Origin of the sequence: Runella aurantiaca (assembly GCF_003339505.1) — a bacterium.
In the GTDB taxonomy this organism is placed as follows: Bacteria; Bacteroidota; Bacteroidia; order Cytophagales; family Spirosomataceae; genus Runella; species Runella aurantiaca.
In genome coordinates, this window is the sequence record NZ_QPIW01000016.1 from 66,541 (window position 1) to 86,569 (window position 20,029).

Here is a 20,029-nt window from a genome sequence, read left to right on the forward strand (position 1 = left end):
GGGTTTATCTTTGCAGTAAAATAAACTGTTTTCCTGTAAAGATAAACCAACAGCCATGAGTGCATTAAAAGACATTTACTCTCCCGATTTTTACAACACATTTGCGGAAACGCTGGCCAAAACCATTCCCGATTTTGACAAACAGCGGTTTCTTGCTTTGATTTTTGATGCAGAATTTGCGCAAAAAGAGCTAAAAGACCGCATGAGGCATACCACACGGGTACTGCATCATTTTCTGCCGACAGAATTTAGGGAGGCTGCTGTGCTGATTGAAAAAATTATCACTCAAATTCGTCAAAATAAAGAAAAAGAAGATAGCTTGGCGTACATCTTTTTCCCAGATTACATCGAAACTTATGGATTGGAAGACTACGAAAATTCGGTAAAAGCGATTGAATTTGTGACGCAATTTGTCAGTTGTGAGTTTGCCGTCAGGCCGTTTTTGCTGAGGCATGGCGACAAAATGATGAATCAAATGCATCAGTGGGCATGGCACGAAAGCCATAAAGTACGGCGGTTGGCCAGTGAAGGCAGTCGACCACGTTTGCCTTGGGCGATGGCGATTCCTGCGCTAAAAAAAGACCCTACTTCCTGTATACTGTTGCTAGAAAATCTAAAAAATGACCCTTCCGAATGGGTGCGACGCAGCGTGGCCAATCACTTGAATGATATTTCAAAAGACCATCCCGAGTTGGTATTGAAGGTGGCTAATGCATGGAAAGGAAAAACGAAAGAAACGGATGCCATTATCAAACACGCTTGCCGTACATTGCTGAAACAAGGCCACCGCGACGTATTGGCCCTTTATAACTTGGTGAGTGAGCAGGTTCATGTAGAAAATTTTTCGATTTTAACCCCTGAAATTGCCATTGGAGAAAATTTGGAATTTACGGTTTCGATTATCAACCAAAATGAAAGCCATCACACGGTGCGCTTGGAATATGCGGTTTATTATCAAAAACAAAATGGTCAACTGTCGAAAAAAGTATTCAAAATAAGTGAGCGAGAATATGCCGCAGCCGAACGGGCAACCATTCGAAGAAAACAAAAATTTGTCCCCATCACTACCCGAAAATTCTACCCCGGAACTCACCAGCTTTCGATTATTATCAACGGAGAAGAAAAGGAGATGGGCGTTTTTGAATTGACGGCATAAACGGTATTTGTCGGTGGAGTCTAAAAATCAAAATCCCCCGTAGAGCTTCTGCGGGGGATTTTGATTTGAAAAAATTCAGTTTCTAGAAGTGGCGGTCGCCTGCTTCGCGACGCCCGAGCATCACGGCGCCAATCATGGCGACCAAAAAGAGAATGGAGGCCAGTTCAAAAGGAAGTAAATAATCTTTGTATAAAACCTCACCGAGGCTTTCCACCATTCCCACTTGCGAGTCGAAGCTATACGCATTGAAAGCACCGAATTGTGTCTTGCGGAAAACGGCGACAAAAATCAAAAACAGGGTCCCGCCCGTTACCATCGCGGCAATTTTGGTCAAGTTGGTTTTTGATTCTTCATCTTCCTGTTTGAGGTTCAAGAACATAATGACGAACAGGAATAATACCATGATGGCACCCGCGTAAACGATAATATTGACCGCTGCCAGAAATTGGGCGTTCAAAAGTACATAATGTCCTGATAAACAGAAGAATGTTGCAATCAGATACAACACGCTGTGGATGGGGTTTTTGGATAAAACCACCATCAAGCCCGTCAAAATTGTCAAAAATGACAGGAAGTAGAAAAAGCCCGTTGCAGGCGTAAGATTATTTAAAAAGCCGGAAAAATCCATAGTTAATTCAGTATCGGTTTGTCAACCAATTTGTGTTAAGCGTATATTAATTTACCTTTAGGCTCGGGGATGTTACGTCCCAGCTCAATGGCTGTTTCGAGCCATTCACTAATTATTATTTCAGCGTTTTCTAAGGCTTCTTTGTAGGTTTGCCCGTCTGCCATACAGCCCGGAAGCTCGGGAACTTCAGCAATAAAAGCTTCGTCATTTTGGCTCCAATAAATGATAATCTCGTATTTGGGGTTATTCATTTTCTTTTGGGCTTAACAATCGGTATTTTAAAATTATACTTCTTACCTGCTTGACTTGGTAGCCTTTGGCTTTTCTAGCAGAAGCAGATTGCAAATTAATAATTTCTTCGACACCTTCTTTTGAAAATATATGGTGACTCCCTCTTATACGTTCATCAAAGCCAAATCGCACTAACAGTTTACAAAGCTCTGCAAAATCAATGTTATTGTCAGCTAATCCACGAAGGATTTTGTCCAATAACTTTTCAAATTTTCCCAATGTTAAAAATTACAGTTGGGTTCTTGGTTCAGCCTCTACACCTTTCAAATCTTGCTCGTGTGCTTCTTCTTTGGTCCATGCTTTGCGCAGATAGCGGTTGTTCATGTTTTCGGCCAGTAAATCCTTGCCCCAAACCACTTGGTCGCGCTCGGTAAATACGGGAACAAACTCATCGTGGCGCAGGTAAATCGCTTGTTTAGGACAGGCTTCTTCGCACAAACCACAGAAAATACAGCGCAGCATGTTGATTTCATACACGGCGGCGTATTTTTCTTCGCGGTAGAGTTTTTCTTCCCCCTTTTCGCGCTCAGCGGCTACCATCGAAATGGCCTCAGCAGGGCAGGCTACGGCACACAACCCACAGGCCGTGCAACGCTCGCGTCCTTGCTCGTCACGCTTTAATACGTGCCGTCCACGGAATACTGGGCCGAGAAATTGCTTCACTTCTGGGTATTGAATGGTTACTTTTTTCTGAAAAAAGTGCTTTATCGTAATTCCCAGACCCGTAGCGATAGCGGGCAGATAAATCCGCTCAGCAAAGGTCATTTGCTTGTTGCTGACTTGCTTCGAACGATTTGTTAATTGCATATTTTTATGATTTAGGACGTTGGGCTCCTTGGCGGCCAATGTCAAATCTTCGAAATTTATTTTAAGAAACTCACTATCAACGGCTTCAGGAATAAAATAGCACCTCCCGTTAGAATAATATTTATCATGGCCAACGGAATGAGTGCTTTCCAGCCCAAATTCATCAATTGGTCATAACGGAAACGCGGCAATGTCCAGCGTACCCACATGTAAAAGAATACGAAGAACAACGATTTTGCAAAAAAGACCAACGTTCCGATGAGCGTGCCCACGTTGTGGCCGGCTATTTCACCCAAAGACCCAGTTAATTGCGCCTGTACCCAATCCATTCCGGGGTAGTTGTAACCACCAAAGTAAAGACTAGAAATCATGGCCGAAGAAACGAACATGTTGATGTATTCGGCAAAAAGATAAAAGCCTAATTTCATCGAACTGTACTCGGTGTGATAGCCACCAATCAACTCGGTTTCGCACTCTGGTAAGTCAAAAGGAGTACGGTTACACTCCGCAAACGCGCAGGTGATAAAAATGACAAAGCCGAGCGGTTGGTAGAAAATATTCCAGTTGCCGCCGTGCTGCTGCTCCACAATGTGGCGAATCGAAAGAGAACCCGTCATCATCAAAATGGCGATAATGGCCAAGCCCATTGAGATTTCGTAGCTGATGTTTTGGGATGCGGCACGAATGGCACCCAACAACGAAAACTTATTGTTGGAAGCCCAGCCTCCCACCATAATTCCGTAGACACCCAGTGAAACCACGCCAAAAACGTACAGAATACCAATATTTACGTCAATTGCCTGCACGGGAATGTCCCATACTTTGCCGGGTGCTGACTCATATTTTACGCTGTCGCCAAACGGAATAACGGCGCTCGTCATCAAGGCGGTCAACATCGAAAGACACGGACCTAAAATGAAAAGCCACTTGCTGGCTTGAGAAGGGATGAAGTCTTCTTTAAAAAACATTTTGACGGCATCGGCAAGCGGTTGCAATAAACCAAACGGCCCCGCGCGGTTGGGACCGATACGGTCTTGCATGAAGGCCGCCACCTTGCGTTCTCCGTAGGTTGAGTACATCGCTATCAGAAGCGTAATCCCAAAAATGAGCAATATAATAATTGCCTTAATGATAAGAGCGACGTCTATAGTCATAGTTAGTGGACGTTGGAGGTTAGAATCACTTTTCTTCTAACTCGTAATGTCAATTCAAAATTAATTATTCTCGGCGAGTGAACGCTGATTTGCTTTCGCGTTATTTTCTTTGCTCAATTCTCGAATCGTGGTTCCATCGGTAATATACGGACGAGAATCGTCGATTTGTTTGTATTGGGCCTCGGCTACTTTCAATCCAAACGCAGGTTTTTTCACATCTGCGCGGTATTTGTTGGCCATAATGACCGAGTGGCGCGAGATTTTGGTTGGGCCTTCAATCGTCCAGTCGCTGGTTTTTTTACGTTCAAAACGACAGGTGTTGCAGATGAATTCTTTTACTTCACCCCATTCATTTTTGCGGGCAGTTACCCGAATTACTTCGTCGCCCCGGTACCAAAGTGTTACATTTCCGCTGCATTTTTCGCAGTCGCAATGCGCCTCAACTGGTTTGCTGAACCACACGCGGCTTTTGAAACGGTAGGTTTTATCGGTCAAAGCGCCCACAGGACATACGTCAATCACGTTGCCTGAAAAATCATTGTCGATGGCTTTCTCGATGTACGTACTGATTTCGGCGTGGTCGCCGCGATTCATTACGCCATGCACCCGTTTATTGGTAATCTGGTCGGCCGTAAATACGCAACGGTAACACAGAATACAGCGGGTCATGTGCAACTGTACATAAGGGCCGATGTCCTGTTTTTCAAAGGTGCGGCGTTCTTCTTCGTAGCGGGTTGTAACACGACCGTGCTCAAAAGCAAAATCCTGCAAATGACATTCGCCCGCCTGGTCACACACAGGGCAGTCAAGTGGGTGGTTAATCAACAAAAATTCCACGATTCCGCGACGTGTTTCCAGCACAGATTCGTTGGTGGTGTTTTCGACTACCATGCCATCCTGAACGGTGGTGATGCATGAAGGCACCAATTTAGGCATGGGGCGGGGGTCTTTCGCTGACCCAGCGGTTACTTTTACCAAGCAAGCCCGGCACTTACCACCTGTTCCTTTGAGTGGCTCATAATAGCACATGGCAGGGGGGGCGTAGTGCGGCCCTAACTGACGAGCAGCCTGCATGATAGTTGTTCCCGGCGGTACTTCGATTTCGATACCGTCGAATGTAATTTTGAACAACTGGGGTGCGGTATTTTCCATATTTTTGGTCAACTTCCTTTTTAAGTCAATGTTACACTAATTCCATGGCACCGCGATAAACGGCTCCGGGCTGAGTGGCCTCTTGTGGATGCTTTACGTGCCATTCAAACTCATCACGGAAGTGACGAATGGCGGAGGCAACGGGCCACGCAGCGGCGTCTCCTAGGGGACAAATAGTGTTTCCTTCAATCTTTTTAGCCACATCCACCAACAAATCAATGTCGTGCATATTTCCTTTACCGTGTTCGATACGTTCGAGCACTTTGTCCATCCAACCCGTTCCTTCGCGGCAAGGCGAGCATTGTCCGCAGGATTCGTGGTGGTAAAAACGAGCAAACGTCCAAGTATTTCGAACCACGCAAGAGGTTTCGTCCATGGCAATAAAGCCACCCGAGCCAAGCATGGTACCTGTGGCAAAACCACCGTCCGACAACGACTCATAGGTCATTAGGCGTTTATCGCCATTGGCAAGATTTAGAATCAGATTAGCGGGTAAAATGGGCACCGATGAACCTCCCGCAATCACCGCTTTTAAGTGATGACCTGGGCGAATGCCACCGCACCATTCGTCGGCATAAATAAAATCTTCAACGGTAATTCCCAGTGGGATTTCGTACACACCGGGTTTATTGATGTGGCCAGAGGCCGAGATAAGTTTGGTTCCCGTGCTGCGTCCGACTCCCAGAGAGGCGTAGGCGTCGCCGCCATTATTAACAATCCAAGGCGTATTGGCAATGGATTCTACGTTATTTACAACGGTGGGGGATTGATAAAGTCCTTTTACGGCGGGGAATGGCGGTTTGTTGCGGGGGTTTCCACGTTTGCCTTCCAGTGATTCCAACAAAGCGGTTTCTTCGCCGCAGATGTAGGCACCGCCGCCGGGCTGCACAACCAACTCAAGGTCATAGCTAGAACCTAGGATGTTTTTTCCTAAAAAACCCGCTGCTTTTGCTTCGGCAATGGCTTTTTCGAGAATTTGAATTACGTACATCAATTCGCCGCGTACGTAAATAAATGACTTGTTGGCCCCAAGGGCAAAGCTAGATACGATCATTCCCTCAATCAAAAGGTGGGGAATTTCGCGCATCAAAAAATGGTCTTTGAACGTCCCGGGTTCCGACTCGTCGGCGTTGCAGACTAAGTAGCGGGGTACACCTTCGGGTTTGGCCAGAAAGCTCCATTTCATCCCCATCGGGAATCCTGCGCCACCTCGACCGCGTACGCCCGATTTTTTGACTTCCTCGACAATTTCTTCGGGAGTCATTTTTTTCAATGCCTTTTCAACGGCGGCATAACCACCCATTTTGCGATAGACATCGAAGGTGTTGATACCGGGGACGTTGATATGTTCGGTGAGAATTTTAACTGCCATGATTAGGATTCAGAAAATCTGTTAGTCTTTACTCAATTCTTCAATTATTTCATCCACTTTTCCGTTGGTCAAATTCATGTAATATTTCTCACGAATTTGAAAAACAGGCCCCCAACCGCACGCGGCCAGACACTCCACTTCTTTGAGCGTAAATTTGCCGTCAGGAGTGGTTTCACCCGTATCAATGCCCAACTTTTGCTTTAAATGGCCATAGACATCCTCTCCACCCATCAGGCAGCAAGGACCCGTACGGCAATATTCTATCACGTGTTTGCCGACAGGGTCAAGGTGAAACATTGTATAGAATGAAGCTACTTCGTATACTTCAATTGGTAATATGGAAAGCAAACCCGCAACATAATCCATTACGTCGGAACTAACCCATCCGTATTGTTCCTGGGCAAGGTGCAATAACGGTAGAAGGGCAGATTTTTGTTTTCCAGCGGGATAACGAGCGATGATTTCCTGCGCTTTGGCAAGCCGCTCAGGGGTAAAAGTGATGGGGGTGGTGGTATCGGTCATTTTCTAAGTCAATTAAGCATCCAGCTCTCCTGCAATCACGTTTAGACTACTCATGGTGACAATGGCGTCGGAAATGGTACTTCCAATGCACATTTCAGGATAAGCCTGATAATAAATAAAGCTTGGACGGCGGAAGTGCAAACGGTAAGGCGTACGGCCACCGTCGCTGATGAGGTAAAAACCTAACTCTCCGTTGCCGCCTTCTACGGCGTGGTAAACTTCACCCACTGGTGCTTCAATTTCGCCCATCACGATCTTAAAGTGATAGATGAGGGCTTCCATACTGCGGTATACCTCCTTCTTGGGAGGCAGATAAAACTCAGGGGCGTCGGCGTAATAAGGCCCTTCGGGAAGGTTTTTCATGGCTTGCTCAATAATGCGGAGACTTTGCCACATTTCTTCGTTACGAACCATGTATCGGTCGTATGTATCGCCGTGCTGTCCTACGGGAATGTCAAATTCAAAATCTTCGTAAGATGAATAAGGACTCATCACTCGCACGTCATAATCCACGCCCGCCGCTCGCAAGTTTGGACCCGTAAATCCGTAGCTCATCGCTCGCTCGGCCGAAATTCCGCCCACGCCGATGGTACGATCCATGAAAATACGGTTACGGTTAAACAGTTTTTCAAACTCTTTAAGAACTGGTGGAAACGTTTTGAGGAAGTCGTTGATTTTACGAATGGCGGTCGTGCTCAAATCGCGCTCCATGCCACCCACACGCCCCATGTTGGTCGTCAGGCGGGCACCGCATACTTCTTCGTATATCTCATAAATATCTTCGCGTTTTTCGTACAAGTACAAAAAGCCCGTAAATGCTCCCGTATCTACGCCCAAAATACCGTTACAAACGATGTGGTCGGCAATACGAGCCAATTCCATCATGATAACCCGGATGTACTGGGCACGCTTGGGTACTTCAATGCTCAGGAGTTTTTCGACCGTCATGTGCCATCCCATGTTGTTGATAGGAGAGGAGCAGTAATTCATGCGGTCGGTGAGGGTGGTAATCTGATAAAACGGTCGGCGCTCGGCTATTTTTTCAAAAGCACGGTGGATGTACCCGATGGTTTGTTCACCTGCCACGATTTTTTCGCCATCCATCGTCAGCACGTTCTGAAAAATACCGTGCGTAGCTGGGTGGGTGGGGCCTAGGTTAAGGGTCGTAAGTTCGTTGACGTATTGTACCTTTTCGCCTTGGGCGAGGTCGGCGGTATCTTTGGGGGCAACTGCAGTTTCTGTCATTTTTTTGGACTTAGGATGTTGAACAACCAACATTGATGGGCAGCGTCGATGTTCAATGTCAAACGTCTTAAAGGTTATCTTCCAAACAAAGCATCAATTTTATCTTCACGCGTTGGATCTTCGAGGGGATATTCTTTGCGCATTGGGAAATAATCCATTTCGTCCATGTTCAGAATGCGCTTTAGATTGGGGTGCCCGTCAAACAAAATTCCGAAAAAATCATACGTTTCGCGTTCCATCCAGTTGGCAGAGGCAAAAAGGCCTGTCGCCGTTGGAATATGAACATCGGCCTCAGCCAGAAAAACTTTGATGCGGATTCGGAAGTTATGAATGAAACTATGCGTATGGTAAACTATACAAAATTCCTGACCAACCTTGTCAGGATAATGGATAGCCATTATGTCGGTGAGAAAATTTACTTGAAATTGGGGGTGCGCCTTTAAGTACTCCAACATCGGGATAATTTGTTCACGCGTTGTACTGAAGGTCAGCATTCCAAACGGCTCTTCAAAATCGAACACGTCGTCTCCAAATTTTCTGATGATTTCTTCGGCTACAGATTGGTTTGTAAGCATAGTTACTTGAGATGTTAACTCCTAACCCTTAAACGGTTAATGAATAACGTTTAACTTTTTACTGAATGTTATAAGAGGCCAACAACGCTTGGTATTCGGGCCCGTTGCGACGGCGAAGCGACTCGTTATGCGTCAGTTCACGTACCTGCATAATTCCTTCCAAAATTTGTTCGGGGCGGGGCGGGCAGCCAGGAACGTACACATCGACGGGAATCACCCGGTCAATTCCCTGCAATACACTGTAGGTGTCAAAAATTCCGCCGCTAGACGCACAGGCACCGATGGCAATCACCCAGCGAGGTTCGGCCATTTGAAGATATACTTGCTTCAGGATGGGGGCCATTTTTTTTGCAATGGTTCCCGCTACCAGCAGCATATCAGCCTGACGCGGCGAAAAGCTCGGGCGCTCCGACCCAAAACGGGCCAAATCGTAACGAGAGGCCATCGTTGACATAAACTCGATGCCGCAGCAGGAAGTAGCGAACGGCAGGGGCCACAACGAGTGGCTACGGGCCAACCCTACAACTTTATCAAATGAGGTGGCGAAAAACCCCGAGCCTTCGTAGCCTTCGGGAGCTTCTACTATTTTAATATCTTGTGTCATGTTTTTCTTTCGTTATTTCACCGACCGATGGCCTGAATAAACAAGTCTTATTTCAGTAACTGATTCGGACTGTTGATGGTTTTAGTTTACTTTTCCCACTCCAATACTCCTTTGCGGATGATGTAGTAAAAACCTGCTAAGAGCAGTCCCATAAACAGAATCATTTCTATAAATCCATCGCTGCCGAGTTTGATAAAGTTGACCGCCCAAGGATACATAAAAATGACCTCTACATCAAACAAGACGAATAAAATGGCGACCAAAAAATACTTGATGGATATGGGGGTGCGGGCGTCTCCCTGAGACTCAATACCGCACTCAAAGGCTTCATCTTTCAGTTTGCTGTTACGCTTAGGTCCGATGGAGTGCGTGACGAGCATCGTGCCCACAATAAAAGCGAGCGCAAGACCAAGTTGAATCAAAATGGGGAGATAATCGGAGGGTAGGTAATTCATTACGGTTTGGTGATTGGTTGATGCAGGTTAGATAACCCAAAGTTACAACTGTCGTTTAATCAAACCAAATGTTTGTACACAGGTTTTAAAACGACGACGTAAAATTAATAAGAAAGGCTTCTGCATAACGCAGAAGCCCCAAAAATATCAATTATCAATGATAATTCTTTTAGATTGTTTAAGCGTCGTTGAAGATAATTTAAGAATATAAGCTCCTTCATTGACATAACTAAGGTCAATTTCTTTGCGGATTTTCAAATCTGGAAATTTGCCAGAGTAAACAACCTGTCCGCTCAACGACGTGACGGTGATTTCTACATCGGTTAAATCTTCGAGCGTTTCAATCGCAACTTTGCCCAAACGACTTGGATTTGGGTAAACCACTAAGCCTTCAGCCGTTTCTCCCGTAGGTTGATACAGTACAGCAGCAGAAAAGGGAGAAAGGCAGGTACGGGCGCTTCCACCAGAATTGGCCACAAACGTCACTCTTGAGCGTGTGGTAAATTCGCCCGTTTGGGTTACTTTAATCGCTGACTCAGTAGCCGTAAGGCTTCGTCCGCCTTGCCGCCAATCCCACGTAATGCCTGAGACTTTTGTGTCGGCAAATGAAAATATGGTGCTATCTGGCGTGGCCTGAACACTATACGGGCCCGATTGGATGAGTTTTGGGGCTTGAATGCTGATGGTTTTGATGGTCACTGGTGCAGAAAGTGTAGGTGAACTACATCCGTAAATATTGCTCAGGCGGGCGGTGTAGGTGCCTGGCGTTTTTACGTTGATGGTTCGACCAACGAGACCGTTGCTCCAGGTGACGGTATTTACCGACGAAACATTCACCGTTAAGGCAATTGAAGAATCAGCACAAATGATTTGCTCGCCGCTTGGCGTAACCACTGGCTCGGGAAGTCTTACGGAGGGTTCAGTTACCACCAATGCAGGAGTAAGATAAGTATTACCTGCATTGTCTTTCATGGTTACCTGATAGGTGCCTGCTCCCTGTACGGTGATGGTCTGGGTGGTTTCTCCATTTGCCCATCGGTAAGACACGAAGCCGTCGGGAGCTTTGATGTTAAAACTAACGTTGCCAGAGTTACAAGTAACAGTAAGCGGGCGGGCGGGGCGGGGTGATACTGGAACTACGGTAGCAAAAAAGCTAGGTTGTAAAGAATTGTCCCACGCTTGGGCCAAATCCATTAGTCCTTGTCCCTGAAAGTGAACGAGGTCAATAGAGCCGTTTATGGGATTTAAAAGGGGCCTTGGTACCTGAATATTGTCAGTAAATGGGCCTGGATAGGATTTATTAAAAGGGATATTGATGATGGCCGTTTGGGCATCAATCACCGATTGAGAGGTAAATGAACTGGTATTGATGGCATACCGTGAGGTGCGGGATAATACCCAAGGCAGTGAAGAAAGTACTTCGCCTTGCTCAATACGGGCTACGTTTACCAAGCCTTGCAAAGAATTTTGGTACGCATCTTTTGTTACATTGGCTGCGGCATCATTTTCTCCCTGCAACCATAATACCGACCGCAGGCCCAGAATAGAGCCGTAATATTGGAGGGCATTTTTTAAGTTGAGATAGGGCATCCCAGCGGGTAAATCCTCGTTTATTCGGTTTTTGACTGGTTTGCCATTGGCCGAATCCAACCAGTTTTGGGTAGATGTATCAATCCATCCAGCGTTCATAAATAAGATAGGAACGTTTAATTTTCTGGCTAATAAATCGCCCAAAGGCCCCCAGCACCACGAGCTGCGGCCGCGTGGACCAATAACTCCCTCGGCGGTAAGTCGGGTGAATGAAAACGTGAGGTTATTGGTTCGGTCGGAGTTTTGGTTATCCCAAGTGATGGTATTTACGCGGTCGTCGTTGACGGCGGGAGCGCCAAAACCGAAAAAGCCCTGCGCGTTTGATTGACCAGCAATTAAAAATACCTCGCCGACACCTAATTTACTGAGCGCATCGCGACCCACTTCTACGCCCCCAAAAAACGCCCTAACTTCGAGCGTATACCAACCGCCCCGGCCCGTTAAAGTGCCTAAAAATACACCGCCTTTGGGATTGGATTCGATGGTGGTCCAGTCGGTGGCTTGACCTTGACCTGGCGAAACCGGAACAAGACGGGCTTCAATGCGGTCGACGGCCTGCGTATAATATCCCCCGATGGAGATGGAGGCTTGGTTTGCGTTGTTACGTTGAAAAACGGCCCGTTCTACCGGGAACGTAATTTTTATCTGAGCTGTCAACGTACCTACTGTTAATAAAGTGACTAATAACACATTCAAGCAGCGCCAATAGGTAGTGTTTTTTTGCATCATAATGTAAGGGTAACTTTAAGAGTTTTGGTGTTTTTGCCGCGCAAATTTAAGATTATAACAATACTTTTCACACACGATAATAAAGATATTATGGTTTGAACGCATGATTCACTAAATTTGTCCCCTCATTTTACTTATCGGTTATTATGTTTGAAAGCTTACAGGATAAATTAAACAAAGCCATTCGGACCCTTAAAGGGAAAGATAGAATATCAGATATTAACGTAGCGGCAACGACAAAAGAAGTGCGCCGGGCATTGGTAGACGCCGACGTTAACTTCAAAGTTGCCAAAGAAATTACGGATAAAATAAGAGAGAAAGCCCTCGACCAAAAAATCCTGATTGCGGTTGAGCCGGGGCAAATGTTCGTAAAAATTGTCCACGAAGAGCTGACCGCGCTCATGGGTGGACAGGCCGAAGCCATCAATATCAAAGGCGACCCCGCCGTTATTTTGATTGCGGGTTTGCAGGGGTCAGGTAAAACGACTTTTTCGGGAAAACTAGCCCACATGCTCAAGCGGCAGGGGCGTCAGGTGCTGTTGGCGGCTTGCGATATTTACCGCCCAGCGGCGATTGACCAGTTGAAGGTATTGGGAGAACAAATCGGCGTTGAAGTTTATTCGGAGCCAGATAGCAAAAATGCCGTTTCGATTGCTCAAAATGCGGTTGCTCACGCGAAAAAATCGGGCAAGAAGATTGTCATCGTCGATACCGCCGGTCGTTTGGCCGTTGATGAGGTGATGATGCAGGAGGTGGAAAATATCAAATCTTCCATCAAACCAAGCGAAATCCTCTTTGTGGTCGACTCAATGACGGGACAGGATGCGGTCAATACGGCCAAAACCTTTAATGAGCGCCTGAATTTTGACGGAGTTGTATTGACGAAATTGGACGGTGATGCCCGCGGTGGAGCGGCCCTTTCGATTCGGCAGATTGTAGACAAGCCCATCAAATATATTTCGACGGGTGAAAAAATGGAAGCTCTCGACAGCTTCTATCCCGACCGTATGGCGAGTCGGATTTTGGGCATGGGCGACGTGCTTTCATTGGTGGAACGCGCGCAGCAAGCCTTTGACGAAGACGAAGCCAAGCGCATCAACGCTAAGATGCGGGCCAATAAATTTGACTTTAATGACTTTTTAGGGCAATTGCAACAAATCAAAAAGATGGGTAACGTCAAGGATTTGTTGGGGATGATTCCGGGGATGGGGTCGGCCATGAAAGACATGGAAATCGACAACGACTCGTTCAAGCCCATTGAAGCCATCATACATTCTATGACGCCCAAAGAGCGCGAAAATCCCGATGTGATTGACGGAAGTCGCAAAAAACGCATCGCGGGCGGTAGCGGAACGTCACTCCAGCAAGTCAACAACCTGCTCAAGCAGTTTGACGAAATGCGGAAGATGATGAAAAAGATGAACACGATGGAAAAAATGGGAAAACTGAAGGTGAAGTAATAAAGAATAGAGTAAAAAGTGATTGTAGCCGTTGCTCTTATGATAAAGGTAAATTTTCAGTTTTTATTCCCCGACCAAAAAAGACGTTGGTCGGGGATTTTTTTGGTATTGTTTGGATTAAGCGCCATGGCCAATGCCCAGTCCATCGGATATTATCCTTGGAACGGATTGCTGTCCGTCAGTACCAATCCCGTTAAGCCTGTTTGGCTGGACGTTCGGCTTCAAACCAACACGCTTTTTGGAAGTTTAAGTACCGAAATTTTGCCGATGGTCAACCTTTCGCGCAAGGAAAACTATCAGGTGTATTTGGGGGGTGGAATTCGTTTTAATTTCATCGGGGTGCTTGCCAACCAGACCAACAATATTGTGGAAGGGTATTCGCTCAACATCGGCACGCGCGTGGCTCCGTTTAAATCGGTCCCCAACGTGCGGATCGCGTTTGAACTGGCACCTTATGTGGTGCGGAAATTTGATTCTGGCGTTTTAAAAAGTAACCTTGGCGTTGTGTACACTTTTGGACGGAAAGAGTAGCTACTTTATTTTAATTCATAATGGCTGAGATTGCATTTTATGGTTTTTCGGCGCTGTCCATCGGTGCGGCATTGACGATACTATTTACCCGCAATGTTATGTATGCGGCGCTTTGCCTTTTTCTGACGTTGTTGGGTGTTGCGGCGCTGTTTGTGTTGGCGGGTGCCGATTTTTTGGCCATTACGCAAATCTTGATTTACGTAGGTGGCGTGTTGGTTTTGCTTATTTTCGGGATTATGCTCACCTACCGTCCCGACCGCGAAAGCAACCAAAAGAAAAACCTTGTGCTGACCAGTCACCTGAATCAATTTTGGGGCGGGCTAGTGGCTTTGGGTATTTTTGGTGTGTTGTTTTGGGTTATTCTCAACGCTAATTTTATGATTATCCACTCGCCGCAGTTGGCAGAGTTTACACCGCAGCGCTCTACGTTACGAAGTATTGGAGTTCATTTGATGACTACGCACGTATGGGCTTTTGAGGTTGCGGGACTTTTGTTGTTGATGGCTCTGGTGGGGGCGGCCTATATTGCGGCGCAGCGTGAGAAATGAAGGACGTAAACCTCTGATTTATATTCATGCAAAGCCGTAGAGGTTGAATGTCTTGCCGAAATTTTCTTTATGATTTATAATTCCTATAAAGTGATACGACCTCCTTATTTACAAGCGGGCGACCGTGTGGGTGTATTGGCGTTGGCGAGTCAGGTATCGTACGATGCGTTGTTTGAAGGCTTGCGAATGCTACGGGAAGATTGGCAACTTGAAGTGGTAGAAGGCGCTACGTTACGGACAAGTTACCACCAATTTGCGGGTACAGACGATGAGCGTCGCGCCGACTTTCAGCGCATGATGGACGACCCGAATATCAAAGCTGTTTTTTCGGCACGGGGAGGGTACGGAAGCTCTAAACTCATTGATGGACTGAGTTTTAGGGAATTCAAAAAATATCCTAAATGGATTGTAGGGTTCAGTGACATAACGGCCTTGCATTGCCATCTTCATCGCCTATCGTTTGAAAGTTTACACGCCACTATGCCAAAGCTATTTGGACAAGAAGGGGCCTCCAATGCCGTGGAGACGCTGCGAAAGGCACTTTGGGGAGAACCATTACAGTATGAAGTAGTTGCGCATCCTTTCAATCGGACTGGTACCGCTACTGGGCAAGTAGTCGGTGGGAATTTATGCCTCTTGGCGCATTTGATTGGCTCGCTTTCGGAATTGGACACCCGAGGCAAGCTACTTTTTATCGAAGATGTAGAAGAGACCTATTACAACCTCGACCGCATGATGGTGCAGCTCAAAAGGGCCCGAAAATTAGACCAATTGGCAGGACTGATTGTGGGGCAATTTACGGATATGAAAGACAATGATACCATCAAATTCGGCAAAAATGCGAATGAGATAATTGCTGAATTTGTAGCGGAATATGATTATCCCGTTTGCTTTGATTTTCCCGTAGGCCACGTGCCCGACAACCGCGCTATGATGGTGGGGCGGGAAGCTCAACTGTCAGTCAAGTCCGAAAGTACAAGATTGATTTTTGTAAATTGATTCTTCTTTTAACCCTGTTTTACTTTTTAAAACCCCAACCATTCTATGAAAAAAATACTGTTTCTATCACTTTTGTTGCTCACCGCTCAACTCTACGCCCAAAAAAACACCGCAGAGACTTCTGGAAACCCTCTTTTTAAGGGTTGGTATGCCGACCCCGAAGGGATTATTTTTGGTAAGGAATACTGGATTTATCCAACGTTTTCTGCTCCGTACAACAAGCAAGTTTTTTTTGATGCCTTCTCTTCGCCTGATTTGATTCACTGGACCAAGCATTCAACAATTCTTGATACCGCCCGCGTCAAATGGGCAAAACGCGCCATGTGGGCTCCTTCCATCATTGAAAAAGGCGGTAAATACTACCTGTTTTTTGGAGCTAACGACATTCAAAGTGACAAAGAAAAAGGCGGTATCGGGGTAGCGGTGGCCAACCACCCAGCGGGGCCATTTACGGATTATCTTGGCAAACCGCTGATTGATAAATTTCATAACGGAGCGCAACCCATCGATCAGTTTGTGTACAAAGATGGCAACAATTATTACCTCATCTACGGAGGATGGAGGCACTGTAACATTGCTAAATTGAAAGACGATTTTACGGGCTTTGTCCCTTTTGAAGACGGAAGTACATTTAAAGAAATTACGCCCGAAAACTACGTAGAAGGCCCGTTTATGTTTAAAAAGAACGGGAAATACTACTTTATGTGGTCGGAAGGTGGCTGGACAGGCCCCAATTACAGCGTGGCGTATGCCATCGCCGATTCGCCTTTTGGTCCTTTCAAGCGCGTTGGAAAGATATTGCAGCAAGACCCGAAAGTAGCCACGGGCGCGGGGCATCATTCGGTGATTCATCACGAAAAAGACGATACATGGTACATTGTTTACCACCGCCGTCCGTTGGGTGAAACCGACGGAAATGCCCGCGTAACCTGTATGGACCAGCTGTTTTTTGATGAGAATGGTTTGATAAAACCCGTAGTGATTACCAACGAAGGAGTAGGGAAACGCCTTCTCGGTAAATAGTATATTTTTTGTAACTTGCTGCCTAACGCTTTCAATTAGAAGAAGTTGATTTAAACTTTTCTACGGCCTTGTACAAATTCATCGTCCTCATAGTAGCAATCGGTGTGGGTCTGAAAGGGTGGGCGCAAGACTACCGTTTGGAGCATATTGGGGTGAATCAGGGACTATCGCAAGGGTCTCCCTACCACATGCTCAAAGATTCGCGTGGGTTTATGTGGTTTGGTACCCAAGATGGGGTCAATCGCTACGATGGACACACGTTTAGGGTCTATAAACCCGACGTGAAAGACCCGTATTCGCTGCATGGAGTCAATATTGCGGGGCTGGTGGAAGATAAGCAAGGAAACGTATGGTTAGGTACGGAAGAAGGACTCAACTGTTACGAACGAGCCACTGACCGCTTTCGCTTGGTGATAGACAAATCCCAAAAAGGCATAAAACGCCGTACGTCTCCTTTTTATGTTAATGCGGATGAGCTTTGGTACATACGCGAAGGCGACGGTATCTTGGCGTATGAATTTAAAACGGGGAAGCACCGCGTGGTAGCCCCCAAAGTATTTATTACTCAGGATTTTGACTACATCGACTGGACCACCCGCACCCCTGCGGGGGATGTGTGGATGGTGGGCACGAAGGGGGTGGTAAAATATAGCATTAAAGAAAAAAAATACCATTATTATTTCAGTGACCACGCGGAGAATAAACTAGGTTACCCGCTGAATATCATTTGTTTATACGTAGATTCTAAAAATATTGTCTGGCTGGGGTCATTGCGGGGAATGATTAGACTCGACCCTGCTTGCGGAGAGTTTCAGTTGTTTGATAAAACACCCGATAACCGAAATTTGGGTGCGGTGTACAGCATTGCCGAAGGAATCAATCATAAACTTTGGATTGGTACGCAGCGCAACGGATTTTGGAATTTTGACACCAAAAAAAGAGAGCTACAGGCGGTTTATTTGCCTCATGTGACGCCGAGAAATTTGGATAATTATGAAATTACCAGAATATATGTTGATAATCGGGGCATCATTTGGGCCAATGTTGACCCCGACGGACTGCTTAAAATTATCCCTAACGCTTCGATTTTTTATAAGATTACAGACAGCCCCAACTTGCCCCCAACTAGGAGGTTAGACAACTTTTCGGTGCGGTGCATAATCCAAGCCCCCGATGGAAATATGTGGATTGGAACCGAGGGGAGTATCGCGGTACTAAATCCCAAAAATCGAACCATTCTTAAACGTTATCTGACTCAATCGAATTCGCCTTCGCTGCCTTCCGTCAATTTTATTAAATCGTTTTTCCGCGACAGCCAAAATCAAATGTGGTTGGGAACCTATGGCGGACTGATGCAATTTGACGCTAAAACCGAAAAATTTCAATTATACCAGTTTGACCAAAATCCTTCCCGAAACAACTATACCCGCAATATTCTGGAGTTGTCGGATGGACGCTTGTTTTTAGGAACTCCGCTTGGCCCGTGGATTTTTGACCCCAAGACCAAAACGTTTTCGGAGTCGCCGATTTTGAAAAATAGGAATGTGTTTTCGGTCTATCAGGCCAAAGATTCTACCATTTGGCTCTCGGCTTATTTTGAGGGACTGTATGGTTTTAAATACCAGAACCGACAGTGGAAACAGGTGTATTCAGGAATGAAGCAGTTCAATATCAACGTAATACGAGAGGATACTGTGAGCCGAAAACTTTGGATTGGTACTGAAAAAGGATTGATTGAACTGAATCCAGTCGACCGCCGGTATACGTTTTACGACGAGCGTCATGGTATTGCCAATTCGTACATTTATGGCGTTGTGTCTGATAAACAACGGAATTTGTGGCTCAGCACCAACCACGGGATTTCGCAGTTGGATATTCAAACGCGTCAATTTCGCAATTTTGACCTAACCGACGGGATTCAGGGCTATGAATACAACGGAAACGCCTTTGCAATGAGCAAAGAAGGGGAGATTTTTTTTGGTGGGGTCAAAGGGTTTAATAGTTTTTTCCCTGAACGAATTCGAAAACTTTCCTTTAAACCGAGCGTTCATTTATATAATTTTAAAGTGAATGAAGGCGGGTATCCTCTGGCAAAACAAATTAACGAAACTGATGTAATTTCGCTGTCTTACGATCAAAACACCCTTTCGATGGAGTTTGCGGCCATTGATTATTACAGCAATGGGCAAAATACCTATCGTTATAAATTGGAAGGATTAGATAAAAAGTGGATCATCAGCAATGATCGAAATTACGTTCGTTATGCCAATCTTTCTCATGGCAAATACGTATTTAGGGTGTCGGCCGCCAACCGAGACGGGGTGTGGAGTGACAGTGAAAAGACACTGTACATTCGCATAAATCCTCCTTTTTGGCAAACGTGGTGGTTCTACATTTTTTGCACAGGGCTGGTGGGTTATGTGGCGTTTATGGCGGGCAGAAACCGCCTCGTCAGCTTAAAACAGAAGGAGCAAGAACGCCTAAAAATTGCCCTTGAGGCGCAGGAACAAGAGCGGAAGCAGATTGCCCAAGACCTGCACGACGAAGTAGGTGCCCGCTTGGCAACCCTGAAATTATACGCGTCGTCGCTGACAAAATACCTTTCTGACCATCCCGAAAGTCAGGAAATCAAGAAAAAGACCCTCGAAATCATCAATGATTCTATCGTAGATATTCGGCGGATGCTGCGGGAACTCAGCCCCCGAATGCTCGAACAATACGGCTATGCGGCCGCCGTAGAGGCTTTGGCCGAAAAAATCAGGCAATCGGGGGAGGTCAGTGTAGAAGTAGATGCGTCGCGTTTGCCCGAACGTTTTCCTGCCGAAATTGAAACGGGCCTGTATCGAGTCACGCAGGAACTGATGAATAATACCCTTAAACACGCCGAAGCAAAAAAAATTACAATTCGGGTCCATCTTGACGACGATATTATTCATTTTGACTACTTCGACGACGGCAAAGGATTTACGTACAGCCAAGCAAAACAAGGGCTGGGCATTGGCAATATCGAATCGAGAGTGGCGGTTTTGCGAGGCCAGATTGTGTGGACGCCCATCGTGGGAGAAGGAAACGCAGTCTTTATTCAAATTCCGCTGTATCCCAGATTTCCCGCTTTTTCTCTCCCCAACCCGCAGGATATTTTCGACGCTATTCAGAAGTTTTTTCGGAAATAGTCAACTTCTCCGTTT

General features: G+C 46.0%; 20 protein-coding genes. 7 read left to right on the forward strand and 13 right to left on the reverse strand.

Annotated features, from left to right (window positions below; genetic code table 11):
• Positions 1 to 55 precede the first annotated feature (55 nt).
• Positions 56 to 1,156 carry a DNA alkylation repair protein gene (locus DVG78_RS18485; RefSeq protein WP_114462533.1) on the forward strand — a complete coding sequence of 367 codons (1,101 nt, stop codon included), beginning with the start codon at positions 56 to 58 and terminating at the stop codon, positions 1,154 to 1,156.
• 82 nt (positions 1,157 to 1,238) lie between these two features.
• Here the strand turns inward: DVG78_RS18485 and DVG78_RS18490 are convergent, their stop codons facing one another.
• The 13 genes from DVG78_RS18490 to DVG78_RS18550 form a co-directional block, all read right to left on the reverse strand.
• The gene (locus DVG78_RS18490) at positions 1,239 to 1,784 is read right to left on the reverse strand and encodes an NADH-quinone oxidoreductase subunit J family protein (RefSeq protein ID WP_114069732.1); all 546 of its coding nucleotides are present in this window, start codon (positions 1,782 to 1,784) and stop codon (positions 1,239 to 1,241) included.
• Between the two features lie 35 nt (positions 1,785 to 1,819).
• The gene (locus DVG78_RS18495; protein WP_114462534.1) at positions 1,820 to 2,035 is read right to left on the reverse strand and encodes a type II toxin-antitoxin system HicB family antitoxin; all 216 of its coding nucleotides are present in this window, start codon (positions 2,033 to 2,035) and stop codon (positions 1,820 to 1,822) included.
• Positions 2,028 to 2,294: a type II toxin-antitoxin system HicA family toxin gene (locus DVG78_RS18500; protein ID WP_114462535.1), complete on the reverse strand. Its 267-nt coding sequence runs from the start codon at positions 2,292 to 2,294 to the stop codon at positions 2,028 to 2,030. Before DVG78_RS18500 ends, DVG78_RS18495 begins: the two co-directional genes overlap by 8 nt.
• A 9-nt stretch (positions 2,295 to 2,303) precedes the next feature.
• Positions 2,304 to 2,882 (reverse strand): NuoI/complex I 23 kDa subunit family protein, encoded by a 579-nt coding sequence (locus DVG78_RS18505; protein WP_114462597.1) that lies wholly within the window; start codon positions 2,880 to 2,882, stop codon positions 2,304 to 2,306.
• A gap of 56 nt (positions 2,883 to 2,938) precedes the next feature.
• A complete protein-coding gene (gene nuoH / locus DVG78_RS18510; protein ID WP_114462536.1) occupies positions 2,939 to 4,036 on the reverse strand; it encodes an NADH-quinone oxidoreductase subunit NuoH in 1,098 nt (365 codons plus the stop codon).
• A gap of 60 nt (positions 4,037 to 4,096) precedes the next feature.
• A complete protein-coding gene (locus DVG78_RS18515; protein WP_114462537.1) occupies positions 4,097 to 5,188 on the reverse strand; it encodes an NADH-quinone oxidoreductase subunit G in 1,092 nt (363 codons plus the stop codon).
• Positions 5,189 to 5,219: 31 nt separating this feature from the next.
• Complete coding sequence (gene nuoF / locus DVG78_RS18520) at positions 5,220 to 6,560, reverse strand: NADH-quinone oxidoreductase subunit NuoF (RefSeq protein WP_114462538.1); 1,341 nt, start codon at positions 6,558 to 6,560, stop codon at positions 5,220 to 5,222.
• Between the two features lie 21 nt (positions 6,561 to 6,581).
• Positions 6,582 to 7,082 carry an NADH-quinone oxidoreductase subunit NuoE family protein gene (locus DVG78_RS18525; RefSeq protein WP_114462539.1) on the reverse strand — a complete coding sequence of 167 codons (501 nt, stop codon included), beginning with the start codon at positions 7,080 to 7,082 and terminating at the stop codon, positions 6,582 to 6,584.
• Between the two features lie 12 nt (positions 7,083 to 7,094).
• On the reverse strand, positions 7,095 to 8,327 hold the full coding sequence (gene nuoD / locus DVG78_RS18530; protein WP_114462598.1) for an NADH dehydrogenase (quinone) subunit D: 1,233 nt from the start codon (positions 8,325 to 8,327) through the stop codon (positions 7,095 to 7,097).
• Positions 8,328 to 8,401: 74 nt separating this feature from the next.
• The gene (locus DVG78_RS18535; protein WP_114462540.1) at positions 8,402 to 8,902 is read right to left on the reverse strand and encodes an NADH-quinone oxidoreductase subunit C; all 501 of its coding nucleotides are present in this window, start codon (positions 8,900 to 8,902) and stop codon (positions 8,402 to 8,404) included.
• 58 nt (positions 8,903 to 8,960) lie between these two features.
• Entirely contained in the window at positions 8,961 to 9,506 is a 546-nt protein-coding gene (locus DVG78_RS18540; protein ID WP_114069742.1) for an NADH-quinone oxidoreductase subunit B, read from the reverse strand.
• An 86-nt stretch (positions 9,507 to 9,592) separates the two neighbouring features.
• Positions 9,593 to 9,961, reverse strand: a complete 369-nt coding sequence (locus DVG78_RS18545) for an NADH-quinone oxidoreductase subunit A (RefSeq protein ID WP_114462541.1) — start codon at positions 9,959 to 9,961, stop codon at positions 9,593 to 9,595.
• A gap of 147 nt (positions 9,962 to 10,108) precedes the next feature.
• The gene (locus tag DVG78_RS18550; RefSeq protein ID WP_114462542.1) at positions 10,109 to 12,280 is read right to left on the reverse strand and encodes a T9SS type A sorting domain-containing protein; all 2,172 of its coding nucleotides are present in this window, start codon (positions 12,278 to 12,280) and stop codon (positions 10,109 to 10,111) included.
• Positions 12,281 to 12,426: 146 nt separating this feature from the next.
• Between DVG78_RS18550 and ffh the strand changes: the two genes are divergently transcribed.
• From ffh to DVG78_RS18580, 6 genes are all read left to right on the forward strand, one after another.
• Positions 12,427 to 13,740, forward strand: coding sequence for a signal recognition particle protein (gene ffh, locus DVG78_RS18555; protein ID WP_114462543.1), 1,314 nt, complete (start codon positions 12,427 to 12,429; stop codon positions 13,738 to 13,740).
• 39 nt (positions 13,741 to 13,779) lie between these two features.
• Positions 13,780 to 14,271 carry a hypothetical protein gene (locus DVG78_RS18560; protein WP_114462544.1) on the forward strand — a complete coding sequence of 164 codons (492 nt, stop codon included), beginning with the start codon at positions 13,780 to 13,782 and terminating at the stop codon, positions 14,269 to 14,271.
• 20 nt (positions 14,272 to 14,291) lie between these two features.
• Positions 14,292 to 14,819, forward strand: a complete 528-nt coding sequence (locus DVG78_RS18565) for an NADH-quinone oxidoreductase subunit J family protein (RefSeq protein WP_114462545.1) — start codon at positions 14,292 to 14,294, stop codon at positions 14,817 to 14,819.
• A 69-nt stretch (positions 14,820 to 14,888) separates the two neighbouring features.
• Positions 14,889 to 15,818 (forward strand): S66 peptidase family protein, encoded by a 930-nt coding sequence (locus tag DVG78_RS18570; RefSeq protein ID WP_229598267.1) that lies wholly within the window; start codon positions 14,889 to 14,891, stop codon positions 15,816 to 15,818.
• Between the two features lie 45 nt (positions 15,819 to 15,863).
• On the forward strand, positions 15,864 to 16,841 hold the full coding sequence (locus DVG78_RS18575) for a glycoside hydrolase family 43 protein (protein WP_114462546.1): 978 nt from the start codon (positions 15,864 to 15,866) through the stop codon (positions 16,839 to 16,841).
• 68 nt (positions 16,842 to 16,909) lie between these two features.
• On the forward strand, positions 16,910 to 20,014 hold the full coding sequence (locus DVG78_RS18580; protein WP_114462547.1) for a ligand-binding sensor domain-containing protein: 3,105 nt from the start codon (positions 16,910 to 16,912) through the stop codon (positions 20,012 to 20,014).
• The last annotated feature ends 15 nt before the right edge of the window (positions 20,015 to 20,029 follow it).